Annotated in this window: 17 protein-coding genes; all 17 read left to right on the top strand. The window is 36.3% G+C overall.

What is annotated here, in order from left to right; all coding sequences use genetic code 11:
- Positions 1-19: 19 nt before the first annotated feature.
- The 17 genes from tig to murA all read left to right on the top strand — a co-directional run bounded on the left by tig (position 20) and on the right by murA (position 18,532).
- Positions 20-1,300, top strand: coding sequence for a trigger factor (gene tig, locus RR062_00485; protein MEG2026203.1), 1,281 nt, complete (start codon positions 20-22; stop codon positions 1,298-1,300).
- A gap of 76 nt (positions 1,301-1,376) precedes the next feature.
- The gene (gene clpP, locus RR062_00490) at positions 1,377-1,967 is read left to right on the top strand and encodes an ATP-dependent Clp endopeptidase proteolytic subunit ClpP (GenBank protein ID MEG2026204.1); all 591 of its coding nucleotides are present in this window, start codon (positions 1,377-1,379) and stop codon (positions 1,965-1,967) included.
- Positions 1,967-3,190, top strand: coding sequence for an ATP-dependent Clp protease ATP-binding subunit ClpX (clpX, locus tag RR062_00495; protein ID MEG2026205.1), 1,224 nt, complete (start codon positions 1,967-1,969; stop codon positions 3,188-3,190). Before clpP ends, clpX begins: the two co-directional genes overlap by 1 nt.
- Positions 3,191-3,331: 141 nt before the next feature.
- Positions 3,332-5,623, top strand: coding sequence for an endopeptidase La (lon, locus tag RR062_00500; protein ID MEG2026206.1), 2,292 nt, complete (start codon positions 3,332-3,334; stop codon positions 5,621-5,623).
- Complete coding sequence (yihA, locus tag RR062_00505) at positions 5,623-6,213, top strand: ribosome biogenesis GTP-binding protein YihA/YsxC (GenBank protein MEG2026207.1); 591 nt, start codon at positions 5,623-5,625, stop codon at positions 6,211-6,213. The genes lon and yihA overlap by 1 nt, the downstream gene beginning before the upstream one ends.
- Positions 6,214-6,386: 173 nt before the next feature.
- Positions 6,387-7,007, top strand: coding sequence for a hypothetical protein (locus tag RR062_00510; GenBank protein MEG2026208.1), 621 nt, complete (start codon positions 6,387-6,389; stop codon positions 7,005-7,007).
- 262 nt (positions 7,008-7,269) lie between these two features.
- Positions 7,270-7,485, top strand: a complete 216-nt coding sequence (locus RR062_00515; protein ID MEG2026209.1) for a hypothetical protein — start codon at positions 7,270-7,272, stop codon at positions 7,483-7,485.
- Positions 7,486-7,532: 47 nt separating this feature from the next.
- Positions 7,533-8,225, top strand: coding sequence for a metallophosphoesterase (locus RR062_00520; GenBank protein MEG2026210.1), 693 nt, complete (start codon positions 7,533-7,535; stop codon positions 8,223-8,225).
- A gap of 145 nt (positions 8,226-8,370) precedes the next feature.
- Positions 8,371-8,811 carry a division/cell wall cluster transcriptional repressor MraZ gene (locus RR062_00525; GenBank protein MEG2026211.1) on the top strand — a complete coding sequence of 147 codons (441 nt, stop codon included), beginning with the start codon at positions 8,371-8,373 and terminating at the stop codon, positions 8,809-8,811.
- A 1-nt stretch (position 8,812) separates the two neighbouring features.
- Entirely contained in the window at positions 8,813-9,745 is a 933-nt protein-coding gene (gene rsmH / locus RR062_00530; GenBank protein ID MEG2026212.1) for a 16S rRNA (cytosine(1402)-N(4))-methyltransferase RsmH, read from the top strand.
- A gap of 11 nt (positions 9,746-9,756) precedes the next feature.
- A complete protein-coding gene (locus tag RR062_00535) occupies positions 9,757-10,452 on the top strand; it encodes a hypothetical protein (GenBank protein ID MEG2026213.1) in 696 nt (231 codons plus the stop codon).
- A gap of 123 nt (positions 10,453-10,575) precedes the next feature.
- Entirely contained in the window at positions 10,576-12,189 is a 1,614-nt protein-coding gene (locus RR062_00540; GenBank protein ID MEG2026214.1) for a penicillin-binding transpeptidase domain-containing protein, read from the top strand.
- Positions 12,190-12,253: 64 nt separating this feature from the next.
- Positions 12,254-13,681, top strand: coding sequence for a UDP-N-acetylmuramoyl-L-alanyl-D-glutamate--2,6-diaminopimelate ligase (locus RR062_00545; protein ID MEG2026215.1), 1,428 nt, complete (start codon positions 12,254-12,256; stop codon positions 13,679-13,681).
- A gap of 3 nt (positions 13,682-13,684) precedes the next feature.
- A complete protein-coding gene (gene mraY / locus RR062_00550) occupies positions 13,685-14,686 on the top strand; it encodes a phospho-N-acetylmuramoyl-pentapeptide-transferase (GenBank protein MEG2026216.1) in 1,002 nt (333 codons plus the stop codon).
- Positions 14,683-15,969, top strand: a complete 1,287-nt coding sequence (murD, locus tag RR062_00555; protein ID MEG2026217.1) for a UDP-N-acetylmuramoyl-L-alanine--D-glutamate ligase — start codon at positions 14,683-14,685, stop codon at positions 15,967-15,969. The genes mraY and murD overlap by 4 nt, the downstream gene beginning before the upstream one ends.
- 105 nt (positions 15,970-16,074) lie before the next feature.
- A complete protein-coding gene (gene ftsW / locus RR062_00560) occupies positions 16,075-17,214 on the top strand; it encodes a putative lipid II flippase FtsW (GenBank protein MEG2026218.1) in 1,140 nt (379 codons plus the stop codon).
- Positions 17,215-17,284: 70 nt separating this feature from the next.
- A complete protein-coding gene (gene murA / locus RR062_00565) occupies positions 17,285-18,532 on the top strand; it encodes a UDP-N-acetylglucosamine 1-carboxyvinyltransferase (protein MEG2026219.1) in 1,248 nt (415 codons plus the stop codon).
- Positions 18,533-18,663 lie beyond the last annotated feature (131 nt).

Genomic DNA, 18,663 nt, shown 5'->3' on the forward strand with positions numbered 1-18,663 from the left:
AAAAGTTTTTGGAGGAAGTATGAAATACAAAGTTAAATTAGAAAAAGGCAAAGCTACAATAAACTTTACCATCTCGGCTGAGGAATGGGAAACCGAAATTGAGTCCGCATACAATAAGACCAAGTCTAAGTATGCCAAAGAGGGATTTAGAAAAGGTCACGTTCCACGCAAAATTTTAGAGAATACCTACGGCGCAGACGTCTTTTTTGAGGACGCTTTCAATGAGAGTTTTCCTAAATATTTTTCAAAAGTTCTTGAAGAACACACCGAAATTTATCCGGTAGAAATGCCAAAAGTTGATTTTGATTCGTTAAATGGCGATGGCTTAAAGTTTACTGCCGTAGTTACGCTTAAACCCGAAATTACACTCGGCAAATATAAGGGACTAAAACTTAAAAAAGTTGACGTTATAGTCAACGCCAAAGATATCGACGAACAACTCGCAAGCGTTCAAACCAAAAATGCTCGTTTAATCGACGTAGATAGAGCCGTAGAAGACGGCGACGAAGTTACAATCGATTACAGCGGTTCGGTTGACGGAACTAAATTTGACGGCGGTACGGCTGAGAAACAAACCCTAGTTATCGGTAGCAAATCATTTATACCCGGCTTTGAAGAGCAAGTTATAGGTATGAAAAAGGGCGAAGAAAAAGATATAACAGTAACGTTCCCCGAAGAATATCACGCTGAAAATCTCAAAGGTAAAGTTGCTATATTCGCAATTAAACTACACGATATCAAAATTAAACAAACTCAACAAATCGACGACGAATTTGCCAAAGATTACAGCGAATTTAACACGCTAGAAGAATATAAAAACGATATTAGGAAAAACTTAACAGAAGAAAGACAAAAACAAGCCACAAACGAAGAAGACAACAACTTATTTGAAACAATCATTAAAGATATAGTTATGGATATTCCTCAGGCTATGATTGAGTCGCAAATTGACTCCTATGTTAAAGAATTTGAGTATAATTTAATGTATCAAGGGTTAAAAATCGCAGATTATTACAAATATACCAACTCAAACGAGCAACAACTTAGAGAAAATTATACCGAACGGTCAAAAAAAGCTATTGAGTCAAGACTAGTGCTAGAAGCCGTAATCAAGGCAGAAGGACTAAAAGTTGATGCAAAAGAACTCGACGCTAAGATTAAGGAACTTGCAAAGCAAGCTAACAAAACTATAAAAGACTATAAAGCCGACATGAGCAAAGAACATATCAGCTACTTAAAAGAACAAATTTTAGCCGAAAAAGTTCTTAATTTCTTGCGTGAACAAAACACTTTTGAATAAATAGAACAAATTTTAGCCGAAAAAGTTTTTAATTCCTTGCGTGAACAAAATATTTTGAGTAAATGGAGGATAAATAATGTCATATTTAGTGCCGGTTGTAGTAGAGCAAACCGATAGAGGCGAACGCTCTTACGACCTATATTCTAGACTGTTAGAAGACCGAATAATCTTTCTTTCGGGTGAAATCAACGACGACGTAGCTAATACTATAATCGCTCAACTTATTTTTCTCGAAGGCAAAAATCCAGACAAAGATATCAGCATTTATATCAATAGTCCGGGCGGTAGCGTAACGGCAGGGCTTGCAATTTACGACACTATGAACTATGTAAAGTGCGACGTTTCGACCATTTGCGTGGGCATTGCGGCGAGTATGGGGGCGTTTTTACTAAGTTCTGGCGCAAAAGGCAAAAGATATGCTTTACCTAACAGCGAAGTTTTGATACATCAACCCTTAGGCGGTGCGCAGGGGCAAGCAAGCGACGTTGAATTAATGGCAAATCACCTTAAACTTACTAAGCAAAAGCTTAATAATATTTTGGCTAAAAATACTAATCAGCCTATTGAAAAGATTATTAAAGACACCGACAGAGATTATTATATGTCTGCCGAAGAAGCCAAAGAATATAATATAATAGACAAGATATTTTATACAAGGAGCAATTAATGGTAAAAGACAAGTGTTCTTTTTGTTTGAGAACCGAAGACCAAGTCAAGACGCTTATAGCAGGTCCTAACGACATATTTATTTGTGACGAATGTATTGAGGTTTGTCAAACTCTGCTTACCAAACAGACAAAAAACGAAAAGGCAAAACCTTTTAAATTGCCTACTCCGTTACAAATTAAAGAGCAACTTGACGAATATGTTATCGGTCAAGACAACGCTAAAAAAATATTATCAGTTGCGGTTTACAATCATTATAAAAGAGTCAACGACGCCCTATTAGGCAGTTCTGCCGACGGCGTTGAGCTAGAAAAAAGCAATATTTTAATGCTAGGGCCAACAGGCTCGGGCAAGACTCTACTTGCTAAGACGCTCGCTAGAATATTAGACGTTCCTTTTGCGGTAGCTGACGCAACTACCTTAACCGAGGCTGGTTATGTTGGCGAAGATGTTGAAAATATTCTTTTAAAACTTATACAAAACGCTAATTTCGACATAGAAAAAGCTCAAAGAGGCATAATTTATATTGACGAAGTTGACAAAATATCGAAAAAGAACGAAAATGTTTCTATCACACGAGATGTTTCGGGCGAAGGCGTTCAACAGGCGTTACTAAAAATAATTGAAAGTACCGTAGCAAGCGTACCACCGCAAGGCGGAAGAAAACACCCTCAGCAAGAATTAATCACCATAGATACTAGCAATATCTTGTTTATTTGTGGCGGAGCGTTTATAGGACTATCCAAAATAGTCGAAAAAAGACTTGCTAATAAGTCGCTAGGTTTCGGTAGCGCTTCTAAGTCAAACGACAATCTTAGCGGAGTCGAACTTGTAAGGCAGAGCCAACCGCAAGACTTTATTAAGTACGGATTAATTCCCGAATTTGTAGGAAGATTGCCTATAATTGTTGGACTTACCGACCTTGACGAACAAGCTCTTGTACAAATCTTAACCCAACCCAAAAATGCTTTAATTAAGCAATATATTAAATTATTCAATCTTGACAACATTGACCTAGTATTTGATAACGAGGCAATCGAAGCCGTAGCTAAACGTAGTATAGAACTGAAAACCGGCGCAAGAGGGCTAAGGTCGGTACTTGAAAATGCGTTGCTAGAATTTATGTACGAAGCTCCAAATGACAAGTCAATTAAGCAAATAAACATTACAAAAGATTGTATAGTAGGTCAGGGCAAACCAATAATAGTTCGCAAAAGCGCTTAAAATACAAATTATCTTCGGGTTGTTAATACAACCCGTTTTTTTTAAACAAAAATATGTTTTTTAAGTCTAACATATTTTTGTTGCAATAATAATCAAATTAATTTATAATACTAATATAGACTATTGATAAGAGGTGATAACTTGAATTATACATTGCCAATGATAGCGCTACGAGGTATGGTAGTGCTTCCAAATACTGTAATATCCTTAGATTTAGGCAGGAGCAAGTCAATTCTTGCCCTTAATAAGTGCATCGACGATTCTTCTAAAATATTTCTTGTAGCTCAAAAAAGTATAGCAGTTGAAAATCCAACAAAAGACGACATTTATCAAGTAGGCATAATAGCTACTATAATACAAGTTATAGCCAAATCTAACGATAATGTAAGAATAATAATTAAAGGCGAGCAAACGGCAAAAATTGACGAATATCTAGATACAGAGAAGATTTTTTTAGTCAACGCATCTACATTTGAGTATATCGATAGCGTCAACGCCGAAGTTGAGGCTTTGCTACGTCGTACTCGTGAACAACTAGCGTTGCTTGCGGTAAATTCTAGTAAAATAAGCAAAGAAACTTTGCTAAAAATTTCTAATATAGAAGACGCTAATGAATTTACTAATATTGTCGCTAGCGATGTTTTTTATAAAGATAGCGACAAACAAGAGATTCTTGAAATAGTTAACACAAAACAACGACTAGAATTTTTATACAATATTCTTGTCAACGAAACCGAACTTGCTAGAATTGACAAAAAAATAGCGACAAGGGTAAAACGTCAAATTGACGAGGGACAAAAAGAATATTATCTTAAAGAACAAATTAGAGCTATAAGTAAAGAACTCGGCGAAGACGAAGACGAAATAACCGAGCTTGATAACAAAATTAAAAAAGCAAAAATGCCTAGCGACATAGCCGATAAAGCCTATAAAGAGGTAAGAAGATTGTCTAAGATGTCGCCAAGTTCACCTGACGCAGGAGTTATTCGCACTTATGTTGAGTGGCTTACTGACTTAGAGTGGAAAGAGCAAACCAAAGACAATAAGGACCTTGATAAAGCCAGAGAAATTCTTGACGCCGACCACTATGGTCTAGAAAAAATAAAAGAAAGAATAATCGAATATCTTGCCGTTATGCAACTCACAAATGGGCTTAACGGACCTATTCTTTGCTTTGTTGGACCTCCCGGCGTTGGTAAAACTAGCGTTGTTAAGTCAATCGCAAGAGCGCTAAATCGCAAATATGTGCGTATGAGTTTAGGCGGAGTTCGTGACGAAGCCGAAATTAGAGGTCATAGACGCACTTATATAGGCGCAATACCCGGCAAAGTAATATATATGATGAAACAAGCAAAATGCACAAACCCCGTTCTTCTTTTTGACGAAATTGACAAAATGTCAAGCGATTTTAGGGGCGACCCTGCAAGCGCAATGCTTGAAGTTCTCGACCCGGAGCAAAATTTTAGTTTTGTCGACCATTATTTAGAAGTTCCGTACGATTTATCTAAGGTTTTGTTTGTTTGCACGGCTAACACCGTTGATAGTATTCCGCCGGCGCTACTTGACAGAATGGAAATAATTGAGTTGTCCGGATATTCCGCAGAAGAAAAACTAGAAATTGCCAGTAAATTTCTAATTCCCAAGCAAGAAAAAATGCACGGTCTAAAAGAAAATAGTCTTACTTTTACCGAAGAAGGGCTTAGACAAGTAATCGCAGGCTATACAAGAGAATCAGGCGTAAGGGCATTAGAACGAGAAATCGCAACCGTTTGCCGTAAAGTTGCGTTAAAAATTGTAAAAGGGCAAGCCCAAGAAACCATAGTCAAAAAAGAGAATATTGAAGATTATCTCGGGCTTACAAAATTTAAAAATGACTTTTTAGATATTGAAAATGAAATTGGTTCGGCAACCGGGCTAGCTTGGACGGTCGTAGGCGGTACAACTCTAACCATCGACGTCACTCTTTTTGAAGGCAAAGGAGAAATTCTTTTAACTGGTATGCTCGGCGACGTTATGAAAGAGTCGGCAAGAACGGCTATAAGTTTAGTTCGTTCTCGTGCAAAAGAATATAATATTCCTACCGAAGCGTTTGCAAAGACTGATATTCATATTCATATCCCCGAGGGCGCTATTCATAAAGACGGGCCAAGCGCAGGCATAACCTTAGCTACGGCTATTATGTCCGCATTTTCTTCTCGTCCGGTCAATAAAAAAATAGCTATGACAGGCGAGGTCACATTAAGAGGCAAAGTTTTGCCAATAGGGGGACTTAAAGAAAAAAGTTTAGCGGGTTATAGGGCGGGCATACGAAAAATTATTGTTCCAAAGGACAACGAGAACGACCTAAAAGAAATACCAAAAGAAGTTCTTGACGATATTGAAATAGTCCTTGTTAGCGATATTTCCCAAGTATTTGATACGGTGTTACTATAATGATTATTAAAACAGCCAAATTTTTAGTTTCTTGCTCAAACTGTGAGCAATGTCCCGTATACGAATTGCCCCAAATTGCTTTTGTTGGCAAGTCCAACGTAGGTAAAAGCAGTCTAATTAACTTTATAACTAATAATGGCAAGCTTGCACGTACTTCGCAAGAACCCGGACGAACAAAATTGATTAATTACTTTTTAATTAATGATAATTTTATTCTTGTTGACTTGCCGGGTTATGGATACTCTAAGGCAAGCAAGAGCGAAAAAGAAAGTTGGGCTGAACTAATCGACGGATATTTGAGTAATGAGAAACGCCTTTCGCATATATTTCTATTGATAGATTTAAGACGAGTTCCTAGCGAAAACGACCTTATAATGTTTGACTATATCTTTAAGTGTAATCTTCCTTTTACGGTGATTGCAACAAAAGCCGACAAATTGTCAAAGAGCCAAGTAAGCGCAAATGTTAGAGCGATTGCTACCGAATTGAAAATAGGAGAGGGCAACATTATAGTCACTTCGGCAACGACTAAAAGCGGACGCAACGAAATTTATAATAGAATTGACCAAATACTAAATAATCAAGAATAATATGTCTGTAATAGTACAACAGATATACATAAAAATTTACTAAATGAGATAAATTATATCGAGAATTTAGTTAAATTGCATCAAATTTAAAAAGTCCACGAAAGCGGACTTTTTTTGTTGCACTTTTTAGCAAAATACCTCATACAATATATTGAGTTAGGAGGTTTAAAATTATGTCCTTTTTAGACAACAATAAAGCGAGTTGCACAGAAAAAATTTGTATTGAAGTTAAAAGAGTCTTTGACGCTTGCGTAAAACAGCTTACATATTTAGATGTAGTGGTGGATATTATAACGTCGGGTACGCCGACCGAACCGCTGACTTTTGTAAGCGGTAAAAGTAGTTCGGTCAACGCCGAGATTACCGATTTAAAAGTAACTATAATTTCGCCTTCGCCTAGATGCGGTAGGGTTCAATGCAACGTAGTTTTTCCGGTTACGCTCAACTATACCGACGCAAACAATGTCGAAGGAAGCGGTCAAGGGTTAATCGAAGTGCCAATAGATATAGTTATGAATGTTCCGGAAGCATCGATTATGCCTTATCAAATTAAAGCCATAGCCTCAGGAGTACTTACCGAAGGGGTATATGTAGGTTCTTCTACGACAATTCCTAAGACCTACACATTTAACGCAAAATTATGCGCAACTTTGATAATGAAAGTAATCACAATAGTAGACATAATTATACCTACTTATGGCTACGCTGTGCTTCCGCCTTGCACAGACTACGCCGAAGAAGTTTGCAATGGTTTCTTTGAACTTCCGTTGTTTCCAAGTTCGCAAAATCAGTAAACAAGGGTAATCGCTAAACGGTTAAAATGTCTAAGCGAGTTAACAAGATAGCCTAAATACTTATAAAAACAAACCTTTAAAGACTTCTATCAAATTATTGATAGAAGTCAACTCGACGTAGTTTAACAAAAAAAGATGTTTAGCATTTAAAATAATTATTTTTTATGTTCTAAATTAATTTTAATTTAAATATAATATTGTTTCTTTCACACAATTAACTACTTATTTCATACCATACAACAAAACATTTTTGGGGTAAGGTATGGAATACGACAAATGCCGTAGATGCGAAATAAATTATAAGCCCAAGCAAGACGAATATTGTTCGGTATGCTTAGCCGAATTAAAAGGGGAGTTTTACGAAGAAGATAGCGATTTGCTATGTCCCTTTTGCTATAAAAATAAACTTGACTTTGATGAAATAATGTGTAAAAGATGTTGGTTAAAAAGGCATAAAGAACAAGATTACGATAAATAACTGTACAAAAGCCTTGCAATATGGTAATATTTAAGCAAGGAGAAATTATGAAAGTTTATGCAATTTCCGATCTTCATTTGTCAACAACGGTAAATAAACCAATGGATATATTTGGACCAAGCTGGCAAGGTCATTTTGATATTATTAAGCAAAGTTGGCTACAAACCGTAACCCAAGATGACGTAGTTGTGTTATGCGGAGATTTAAGCTGGGCTATGCGTGCAAATGAAGTTATTACAGATTTGGCTTTGTTTAAAGATTTGCCCGGCAAAAAAATAATTCTTAGAGGTAATCACGACTACTGGTGGAACACAATTTCCCAAGTTCGTTCGCTATTGCCTTTAAATTTCTACGCTATTCAAAATGATTGCCTGCGTATAGGCAACGTTTGCTTTTTTGGAACAAGGGGTTGGGTAATGCCAGAAAATTCAAACGAACAAGATAAAAAGATTTATTCTCGTGAAATAGAGCGACTTAAATTATCTCTGCTTGCCTTAAAAAAAGTTCGTCAAGAAGGGGATAAAGTTGTTTGTCTTACTCATTTTCCACCCTTTAACGTCAATTATGAGCTAAGCGAATTTATCAAACTGCTAATTGCCGACGATGTTCACACCGTCGTTTATGGTCATTTACACCGTTCTTCTTGTCGAGCCGAGCTAAGAGTTAACAAGTTTGGCATTGATTTCTATTTAACATCTTGTGACTTTGCTAACAATAAGCTCATTGAAATAAATATCTAATTTTAGAACATTTGTTCACTATTTTGTCAAATTTTGTTCGTTTTTGCCTAAATCTTCAAAAATAACTTAAAAAGTGGTTAAAAAGGGTTGAAAGTGGTTAAAAATTATGCTATACTTTTTTCATAAATTAGAAAGGAGTAGTCTAATGAATTGCTTTTACGGTAATTATGGATATCAGCTAGATGCTAAGAATAGAATGCGTATGCCTTCTAAGTTTCGTGCTGATATGGGAAAAGAATATTTAATTACCTTAGGCGCAGGCGGTTGCTTAATCGTGCTTCACCAACAACTATTAGAAACTCTTAACCAAAAAATGTCGCAACTTCCGCTGACCGACGTTGAGGGCTCAAAAGCAATAAGGGCTTTTACGGCTTTTGGCGAAAATGTAGAGTGCGATGAACAAGGTAGATTTATTCTTCCTCAGGAACTTAAAAAGTACGCTAAAATTGATAAAGACGTCCGCATAGTTGGCGCAGGAAATAAAGTCGAAATTTGGAGTCAAGAAGTATGGACGGCAAATAATAAAGAATTTACAATCGAGTCATACGAAAATGCTCTTGACGGACTTTCTAAATATGGAATTTAATATGGAGTTTGAACACGTAAGCGTACTGCTTGAACAGAGTATAGAGTTATTAGACATTAAACCGAACGGTATTTATGTAGATTGCACCTTAGGTTCGGGCGGACACAGTAGGGAAATATTAAATAAACTTACAAATGGCAAATTAATAGGCTTTGACAAAGATATAGACGCAATAAAACATTGTCAAACAGTATTTAAAGATAATTCTAACGTAATAATCAATCATACCGATTTTAAAAATGTTTGCAAGACATTAGACCAACTGGGAATTGACAAAGTCGACGGGGTATTGATGGACTTAGGAATGTCAAGTTGGCAAATCGATAATTTTGAACGTGGTTTTTCTTATATGACAAATGGTCCGTTAGATATGAGAATGGATAGCCATCAAACTTTAACGGCGTTTGAAGTAGTAAACGAATATAGCGAAGAAAAATTAGCAAAGATTATCGAAGACTATGGCGAAGAACCTTTCGCAAGGCAAATTGCAAGAAATATAGCTATTCAACGTGAAATAGGGGCTATTAATAATACATTAGACCTTGTAGATATAATTGACCACTCTTTGCCTTATAGCTATAAACGCAAAATAGGACATAGCTCTAAAAAAACTTTCCAAGCAATAAGAATTGAAGTTAACCAAGAGTTAGAACATCTTAAAGAAACAATAGCAAAGCTAATAAAACGTCTTAATAAACAAGGACGAATAGCAATAATTTCTTTTCACTCGCTTGAAGACCGAATTGTAAAAGAAACGTTTAGAGAATATGCAACAGGGTGCGTTTGTCCAAAGAGTTTTCCAATATGTATATGCGGGCATAAAGCAGACCTAAAACTTATTACAAGAAAACCAATTATACCAAGCGAACAAGAAATGCAAATAAATTCCCGAGCAAATAGCGCAAAATTAAGGGTAGCGGAAAAAATCATATAGGAGGGGCAAAAATGTTAACGACAAGTAGAAACGCAGTTACGCTAGACGATTACAATGTAGCAATTTCACCTAGAAGAACTCAAACTCAAACCGAAGTTGAATTGCCCGCAGGCACAAACAGTTATTACCAAAATCAGCCAATTAGCGACAATAGCGAATATAACCTTGAAGAGATTACTCGTAAAATTTTAGGGGATAGTCCGGTTTTGCCACCCGAATATGACGAAGTAGCTAAGCAACAGCCCGGAGCTGCTCCAACCGTTAAGACATTAGGTAGCGTAGACGAAAGTTTAATTGATAAGTCAATGTTCTATACGCAAAATAGTCAAGTAGCTATTAAAACACGCTCTCTTACAAATGTTCAATTAAAAATTGCCATATCTTCTTTTGCGGTTATTGTTCTTGCTCTTGCTATCGTAATAGCTTTAATTGCAGTTGGCGTAGGCAATAGTTTCGGCAGGGTAGTAACGCTTTCTGGTCAAACGACAAATACAAATACCACTGTTTCGACTTTACTTGAAGAATTATCAGTCGTAAACGAAGCCGAAATACTTCAAAGAGCGGCATTACTAGGTTATACCGAACCCAATTCGAACAATACCAAAGATTTTAGCATACCAAAACTAAGACCATCAATACAATATAATGTGCAGAGCAACTGGTTTGATGTGTTGTGCGATAATTTATCAAGATTTTTTGGAGGCTAATCATTGCAAACTGAATATTTAACGGTTAAGAAAAGATTGTTAGTATTATTATTACTGACAATCTTTATTTTTTTAGTCATATTTTCCAGATTATTTTATATACAAATAATTTGGGGTAAAACTTTGCAGGCTAAGGCTCTTGACCAGTGGACAAGAGATTTGCCAATAACGGCTCGTAGGGGAGATATTGTCGATACCAACGGGGTAACCTTAGTTACAAGCCAAACTTGCTATGGCGTATATATAAGGGCAAAAAATATACTAGAACCTGAAAAAGTCGCATCGGTTTTAAGCCAAAAGCTAGACGTATCTTATGAAGGCGTGCTTAAAAAAGCTAAGAATAAAGGCGTGTCCGAAATTACAATAAAAAGACAAGTTGAGGCTCAAACAATAGCCGAGCTACGAGAATTTAACTTAGAGGGCGTTTATTTTGCCGAAGAAAGCAGTAGATACTATGTTTACGGCGATTTTCTTACCCAAGTGTTAGGTTTTGTATCGGTAGATAGCGTAGGTCAAACAGGCATCGAGGCGCAGTATGATAAATATTTGCGTGGCATTGACGGACAGTTGCTTACGCAAGCCGATTTAGTAGGCAAAGAACTTCCCGAAAGAGAGATGTATTATGTTCCGTCGGTAGACGGTCTTCAAGTTACTCTTACCATAGATTATTCAATACAATTTGCAGTTGAAAATACTCTTAATGCGATTATGTACAATCATTCGCCCAAAAGTGTTAAGTGCATTGTAATGGACGTGACTAACGGACAAATTTTAGCTTTATCAAGCAAACCCAGCTTTAATTTAAATGCAATTCCTCGTGATAATATAACTCAGCTTATGGAGTATTCTCGCAATGGCTTGATTACCGATATATTTGAACCCGGTTCGACATTTAAGGTATTGACGGCGTCGGCAACCCTAGAAGAATCTTCTAGGGGTAACGCCAGCGCTTTTAACGCCGATTACATATTTAAAAATAATTCTAACGTAAGACATATTGGAGGAGGAAAAATAAGTTGTTGGACAAAACACACCAATGGAAAACATTGTAACCAACATCTTTCCCAAGCCTTAAACAACAGTTGTAACCCGATATTTACCGATATCGCTCTAAGCTTAGGCAAAGAAACAATGTACAATTACTTGCAGGCATTTGGATACGGAAGCAAAACAGGCGTTGATTTTATAGGCGAGCAAAGCGGTATGCTTGTGCCTTATTCAAGTTGCACTGAGGGCGATTTGGCTCGTATAGGTTTTGGTCAATCGGTTGCGGTTACCGCTCTACAACTATGTAACGCTACCGCCGCAGCAATTAACGGCGGATATTTATTCAAACCTTATTTTGTCAAAAAAATAAGCGATAAAGATGGTAAAATTGTAAAAGAATTTTACCCTACGGTAATTAATAAAGTTATATCAAGCCAAACTAGTCAGCAACTTGCCGTAATGCTTGAAAATGTAGTTACGTTAGGTAGCGGTAAACAAGCCTATATTAAAGGGTATGAAGTGGGGGGAAAAACCGGTACTGCGCAAAAATATGAAAACGGAGTAATTGCAAGGGGCAAGAATATATCTTCTTTTGTAGGGTTTTTTCCCGCAAGCAGTCCAAAATATTTATGCTTTGTAATGGTAGACGAACCGATAGGCGTTAGTTATGGCTCGGTTGTAGCAGCTCCTTATGCAAGGCTAATCTTTGAACAAATAATCAGTCTTTACAATATTCCGCCAAAACCATAATATTTGCAATATTAAAATAATAAGATAAGCTATACAAAGTCTTGCGTAATTTATGGAGGGTAAAATGCACCTATCTCAATTATTAAGCGGTATAGCTTGCGAAGTTTATGGAAATAGCGATTTAGACATAAAACATCTTACTCATAGCACGCAAGATGTCTTACCTGGCAGTTTATTTATTTGCATTGAGGGTCAAAACGTAGACGGGCACAGTCTTATTAGCAAAGCTCAACTTGACGGAGCTATCGCAGTCGTGGTAACTCACAAGGTTGAAACTTTACTAACTCAAATTATTGTTCAAGACACTCGTGAATCTATGTCGTTACTCGCAAAAAACTTTTATAATTACGCCTGCGAAAAAATAAAAATTATTTGTGTCGTAGGCACTAATGGAAAAACTTCTACAACTTATTTAGCTAATTCTATTTTTCAAACGGCAGGATATAAAACTGCAATTATCGGCTCTAACGGAATATTTATTGACGGCGTTCATTATGACAACCCTTTAACAACTCCCGATTCTATAATGTTACATTTTTATCTCGATAAAATGGTCAAGGAAGATGTTAAATTTGTATTTATGGAAGCTACCGCTCACGCTATCGCTTTAAAAAAGCTTGCGGGTATTCGAGCCGAAGCTACTATTTTTACCAATTTTTCGCAGGATCACTTAGATTTTTTTGGTTCAATGAAAGAATACGGCGAGGCAAAGAAAAGTTTCTTTTGTCCATTATACACAAAAATTGCCATAGTCAACGCAGACGACAACTTAGGGCAAGAAATAATTAAGGAGGCTAGAACTCCCACCCTAACTTACGGATATACAAATCCTAGCGATATATTCGCTATGGATTATACCGAAGACCAAGATGGGCTTAGCTATATTCTTAACCTTTACGACCAGGTCAAAACTGTTAAATACCATCTGCACGGATTGTTTAATGTTTACAACACGCTTTGCGCTAGCGCACTTGCAAGAATATTTGGCATAAAGTTAGAGCAAATTGCGCAAGGTATTAATAAGGTAAAACAAATTGACGGAAGAAACCAAACGTTTTTTGATGGAAAAGGAAGTAGAATTGTCGTTGATTTTGCGCATACTCCCGACGGCATAAATAATATTTTAACTTATTTAAAAAGTAGCTCGCAAGGTAAATTAATCGTTGTCTTTGGTTGCGGAGGAAATAGAGATAGATTTAAGCGTCCGCTAATGGCGAAATGCGTAAGCAAATTTGCTGACTACATCTTTGTAACTAATGACAATCCTCGTAACGAAGCGCCTCAAACCATTCTCCAAGACATTGAATGCGGGCTGTCTACTACTAACTATACCTTACAGTTAACTCGCTCACAAGCCATTACAGAGGCGGTAGCGATGGCGTGCAGTGGCGATACGGTAGCAGTGTTAGGAAAAGGCGCAGAAAAATATCAAGAAATTAAAGGAGTTAAAATACCGTACAGCGATATTGACGTGGTACAAGGGTTATTGTGATAGATGCAAAAATTACTATTATTACTTTTAATATCCATCGCTTTTTCGCTAATTGCCTTAGCGGTAGGTTTGCCTATACTTAAAAAATTTAAGGCTAAGCAAGAAATTCTTAGCTATGTAATAGAACATAAGAGTAAGAGCGGTACTCCTACTATGGGTGGCGTTTGCATAATGATAGTTTTTGCTATTTGTTCCTTTATATTTTTTGAAGGAAGCAATGATTTAGGAAAATTAGCCGTTTTGTTTACGCTTGCTTACGCCGTAATAGGACTGCTTGACGACTATATTAAAATAAAATATAGACAAAATGAGGGACTTAAACCTTATCAAAAAATTATCGTTCAACTTGCTCTTGCGGTTATAATAGCCTTATTTATCTATAACAATGTTTATGTCGGCGGAAAATTACTTGTTCCGTTTACCAAACTTTCAATCGATATTAACTTTTTTATAATACCGCTTGCAATTTTTATTTTTTTGAGCGTTACAAACGGGGCTAACTTGACCGACGGACTTGACGGACTATTAACTAAGGTTACAATGGCGTATTTGTTTATAATAGCTATTTTTATCTATTTACGTTATGACGAAGCAACAAAATTAGGCGAAACTTTACTTATGCAAGAATATGGCAATCTTCTTGTGGTATGCGTAGCCTTGCTAGGCGTCTTGCTAGCATTTTTAGTATTTAATTGTTTTCCCGCAAAAATATTTATGGGCGATACCGGCTCGCTTGCCTTAGGCGCTTGCGTCGCTTGTTTGTCTATGTTTACAAGAATGAGTTTATTTATACCAATTTTAGGTATTATTTACGTTATTTCTTGTTTGTCGGTAATAATACAAGTTGGGTATTTTAAATTTAGTCACGGCAAACGAGTTTTTCTAATGGCGCCTTACCACCACCATTTGCAGAAAAAAGGTCTTAGCGAAAGTAGAATAGGCGACATCTACGCTTTAATTACTTTGTCTTGCGGAATATTATTATTGTTAGGAGGGAGCGTTTGAAAAGCTATTTAATCTATGGCTATGGAAAAAGCGGTAAGTCCTTATACGAATATCTTAAAAAAAGTAACATTGTACATATTTATGACGACAACTTGGAATTATCAATTAGCTTTCAAGAAGCCATTAAACTTATACCTACGCTAGACTATTTGATACTTAGTCCGGGCGTAGCTAGAACAAATAAATTATGTTTGTTATGTAGCGTATTTGGCGTAACTATTCTAGGCGAAACCGAATTTGCAATTGAAAATATCAAGGCTCAAATAGTTGCGGTAACTGGTACGAATGGCAAAACAACAACTTGCGAAATGATTAATCATATATTAAACATTGGCAAAAAAAGTAGTTTTCTCGCCGGTAATATCGGTACTCCTCTAACCCAAATGTGCGATAAATTGACTGGTCAAGACATCGCAGTAGTCGAAATGTCAAGTTTTCAGTTAGAAGAATTTAATACTTTTTCGCCTTACATAAGCATTGTTATAAATGTCGATATAGACCATCTTGACCGTCATTTAACAAAAGAAAATTATCAAAATTGTAAAGCTAATATCTTTATCAATCAGCAAAGAGGATATTCTCTATTTAATTATGACGATTTAACCGCTTACGAATTGAGTAAAAAGGCGAGAACAAAAGTAGGATATGTAAGTCTAACTAAAAAAGTCAATGGCTGTTATTTTGATGGTAAAGATATAATTGTAGACTTTTTTGATATAAAGATGTCTATAAATTCGCCAAATATAAAATACTATGTTAGACATAATATATCAAACTTGATGTTTGCCGTACTTGTAGGAGCTTTATACGACCTAACCAAGCAAGAAATTGAGTTAGCTATTAATACTTTTGCCGTGTCGGCTCACCGAATGGAATTTGTTAAAACTTTAAATAACATAGCTTTCTATAACGATTCCAAAGGCACTAATATTCATTCTACGCTTTCTGCTATTTCAAGTTTGGGGGAATGTTGTTTAATTTTAGGCGGTAGCGACAAAGGATACGACTTCGACGAATTAATTAGAAATTTATCAAGTTGTAAGTTTATAGCTTGCTTAGGGCAAACCAAAAATAAAATACTTTCGTCGTGCCAAAAATACAATTTTACTAGCGTTGAAGGTTGTGACAGTCTTGAAGAATGTTGTTTGGCTTGTTACAACTACGCTCGCTTAAATCATATTCCTACCATTTTACTTTCTCCCGCTTGCGCAAGCTTTGATATGTTTAAAAACTATCAAGAAAGAGGCGAGCGCTTTAAGGAAATTGTAAATTCGCTAAGCTAAAAAGCAAATTTATAAGCCGAAGGGCTTGCATTATACCGCATAACTTAAATAACAAAACCAAAATTAAAGAGCTAAAATATTTATACCGATACAAGAGGTGATAATTTGAGAACGCTTGGCAAAAAAGCCGAACTATTAAAATTTGATTACATAATTTTGCTTTCTACGATATTTCTTGTAGGGCTAGGCTTGCTTTTTATCTTCTCAGCTTCTTCCTATACGGCTCAAAAAGACTTTGGAAATAAATACTATTTCTTGATTAAACAGGCTATTGGCGCATTAGTCGGTTGTGTTTGCCTAGTTTCAATTTATTTTGTCAATCTTGAAAAAATAAAACGTCTTTCAATTCCCTTTGCCTTACTAGCTATGATATTGTTAGGTTTAGTATTTGTCCCAAAAATCGGCATAGAAAATTATGGCGCAAAGCGTTGGATAGGCTTTGGCAGTTTTTCTTTTCAACCTAGCGAACTAGCTAAGTTTGCCTTCGTATTCTTTTCTTGCGTATATATATCAAATAAGAAAGTCAATATGGCAAAGTTAACTCACAATTTGCCAATTATTATATGCGGAGTTGTATATTGCTTGCTAATTATTATCGAACCAAATATGTCAATTACGGTTTGTATGGGGTTGATAATGGTGTGTATGTTGTTTGTCGGCGGTATGAAATTAAAGTGGTTTTTTATCTGTATGATTCCACTTTTGCTAGTTGTGCCGATACTAATTGTAATAGAACCATATCGGTTGCTTAGACTACTTGCCTTTGTTAATCCTTTTGCTTCGCCTAAGGACGAAGGATATCAATTAATTCAATCGCTATATGCGCTAGGAAGCGGAGGTTTTTTTGGCGTGGGACTATTTAACAGTCGTCAAAAATACGAATTTTTACCTTTTGCCGAGAGCGACTTTATTTTTTCTATTATTGGAGAAGAAACCGGGCTATTTGGTTGCATTATTCTTTTCGGCTTATATTTTATTCTTATTTTTAGGGGAATTAAATTAGCCGTTTCTTGTAAAGATAGATACCATACATTATTTGCCAGTGGAATAATCTCGGTAATAGCCATTCAATGTTTAATAAATTTTGCCGTTGTGACCGGTAGCATACCGCCTACGGGGTTACCCTTGCCATTTGTTAGTTATGGCGGAACGTCCTTAGTTGTCTTTATGAGTTCGGTAGGAATATTACTAAATATCTCTAACAAATGCTTTCTTAACAAAAATGTCTTTCTTACCATATTATAAAACTGAGGATAAAAATACTTGTTGACGGTTTTCGTCAACTCTATTTTTTAAAACAAAAGGGAGTTTAACTATGAAATTTGTTATACAAGGCGGAAATGTTTTACAGGGAGAAATTAATGTAAACAAAGCCAAAAATAGCGTGCTTGCATTGCTTGCCGCAAGCATATTGACAGAGGAACAAGTCGTTCTTAAACAATGTCCAAAAATTTTGGACGTACATAGTATGATAAATCTTCTTACAAGCCTAAACGTCAGTTGCGTTTGGCAAGGCGACGACATTGTCATAGACAGTTCTAACATAAATAATTATGAAATAGCTTCAAGCTACGCCAAAGAAATTCGCAGTTCAATTTTTCTTATGGGTTCAATTTTAGGTAGAATTAAAAAAGTTAAGGCGGTGTTTCCGGGTGGTTGCGACATAGGGCTTAGACCTATTGACCTACACCTTAAAGGTTTGCGAGCCTTAAATATTCAAATTGAAGAATATGGCGGATATTTGTATTGCGACGGAGAAAACGCTGTCGGGGGAAATATTCATTTAGATTTTCCTAGCGTAGGAGCAACTGAAAATATTATTATGGCGGCGGTATTGAGCAAAGGCGAAACGGTAATTAGCAACGTTGCAAAAGAACCCGAGATTGTTTCTTTACAAGAATTTCTTCAATCAATGGGCGCAAAAATAAGCGGAGCAGGCACAAGCGTAATACGTATTAGCGGAGTAGACAAATTGCACGGCGTAGAATATACGCCCATTAGCGACCGAATTGTAGCTAGCACCTATTTACTCGCCGGAGCTATCACAGGCGGAGATATAACCGTTAAACAGTGCAATCCGCAAGATATGTTGGCGTTAATTAGTAAAATTGACAAAACTTGTGGCGTTGTTAGCTTAGGCAAAGATTGGGTTAGGCTAGTTTCCTACGACCGACCAAATAGTATAAAACTTGTTGAAACACAACCTTTTCCGGGCTTTCCAACCGATTTACAAGCTCAAATTCTTGCAGTTCAAACTATTTCTAAGGGCGCAAGTATGGTGGTTGAAAATATGTTTGAAACACGCTACAAGCACGTCACCGAATTGACTAAAATGGGAGCTGATATTGTAGTGAGAGATAGAACTGCGCTTATTAGAGGAGTTGACAGACTTAGCGGAGCAGACGTGTACGCCCAAGATTTACGTGGCGGAGCGGCGCTTGTGCTTGCCGGGCTTAGAGCCGAAGGGCAAACCACAGTCAATGATATTAAGCATATTGATCGAGGGTATTATCTATTTGAAGAAGCTCTTAAAAGTTTTGGCGCAGACATAATTAGAGTGTAAAACCTTAACTAATTTTGTTTTAATCGTCTTTTTGCCGTTAAAATAATTATTATCTTAAAATCGCCATAAATAAGGCGATTTTTTAATTTGTTTGTATTGACTTATTGATATATTTTATATATAATTATCAC

The sequence above is a fragment of the Clostridia bacterium genome (assembly GCA_036654455.1).
GTDB lineage: Bacteria > Bacillota > Clostridia > Christensenellales > CAG-314 > JAVVRZ01.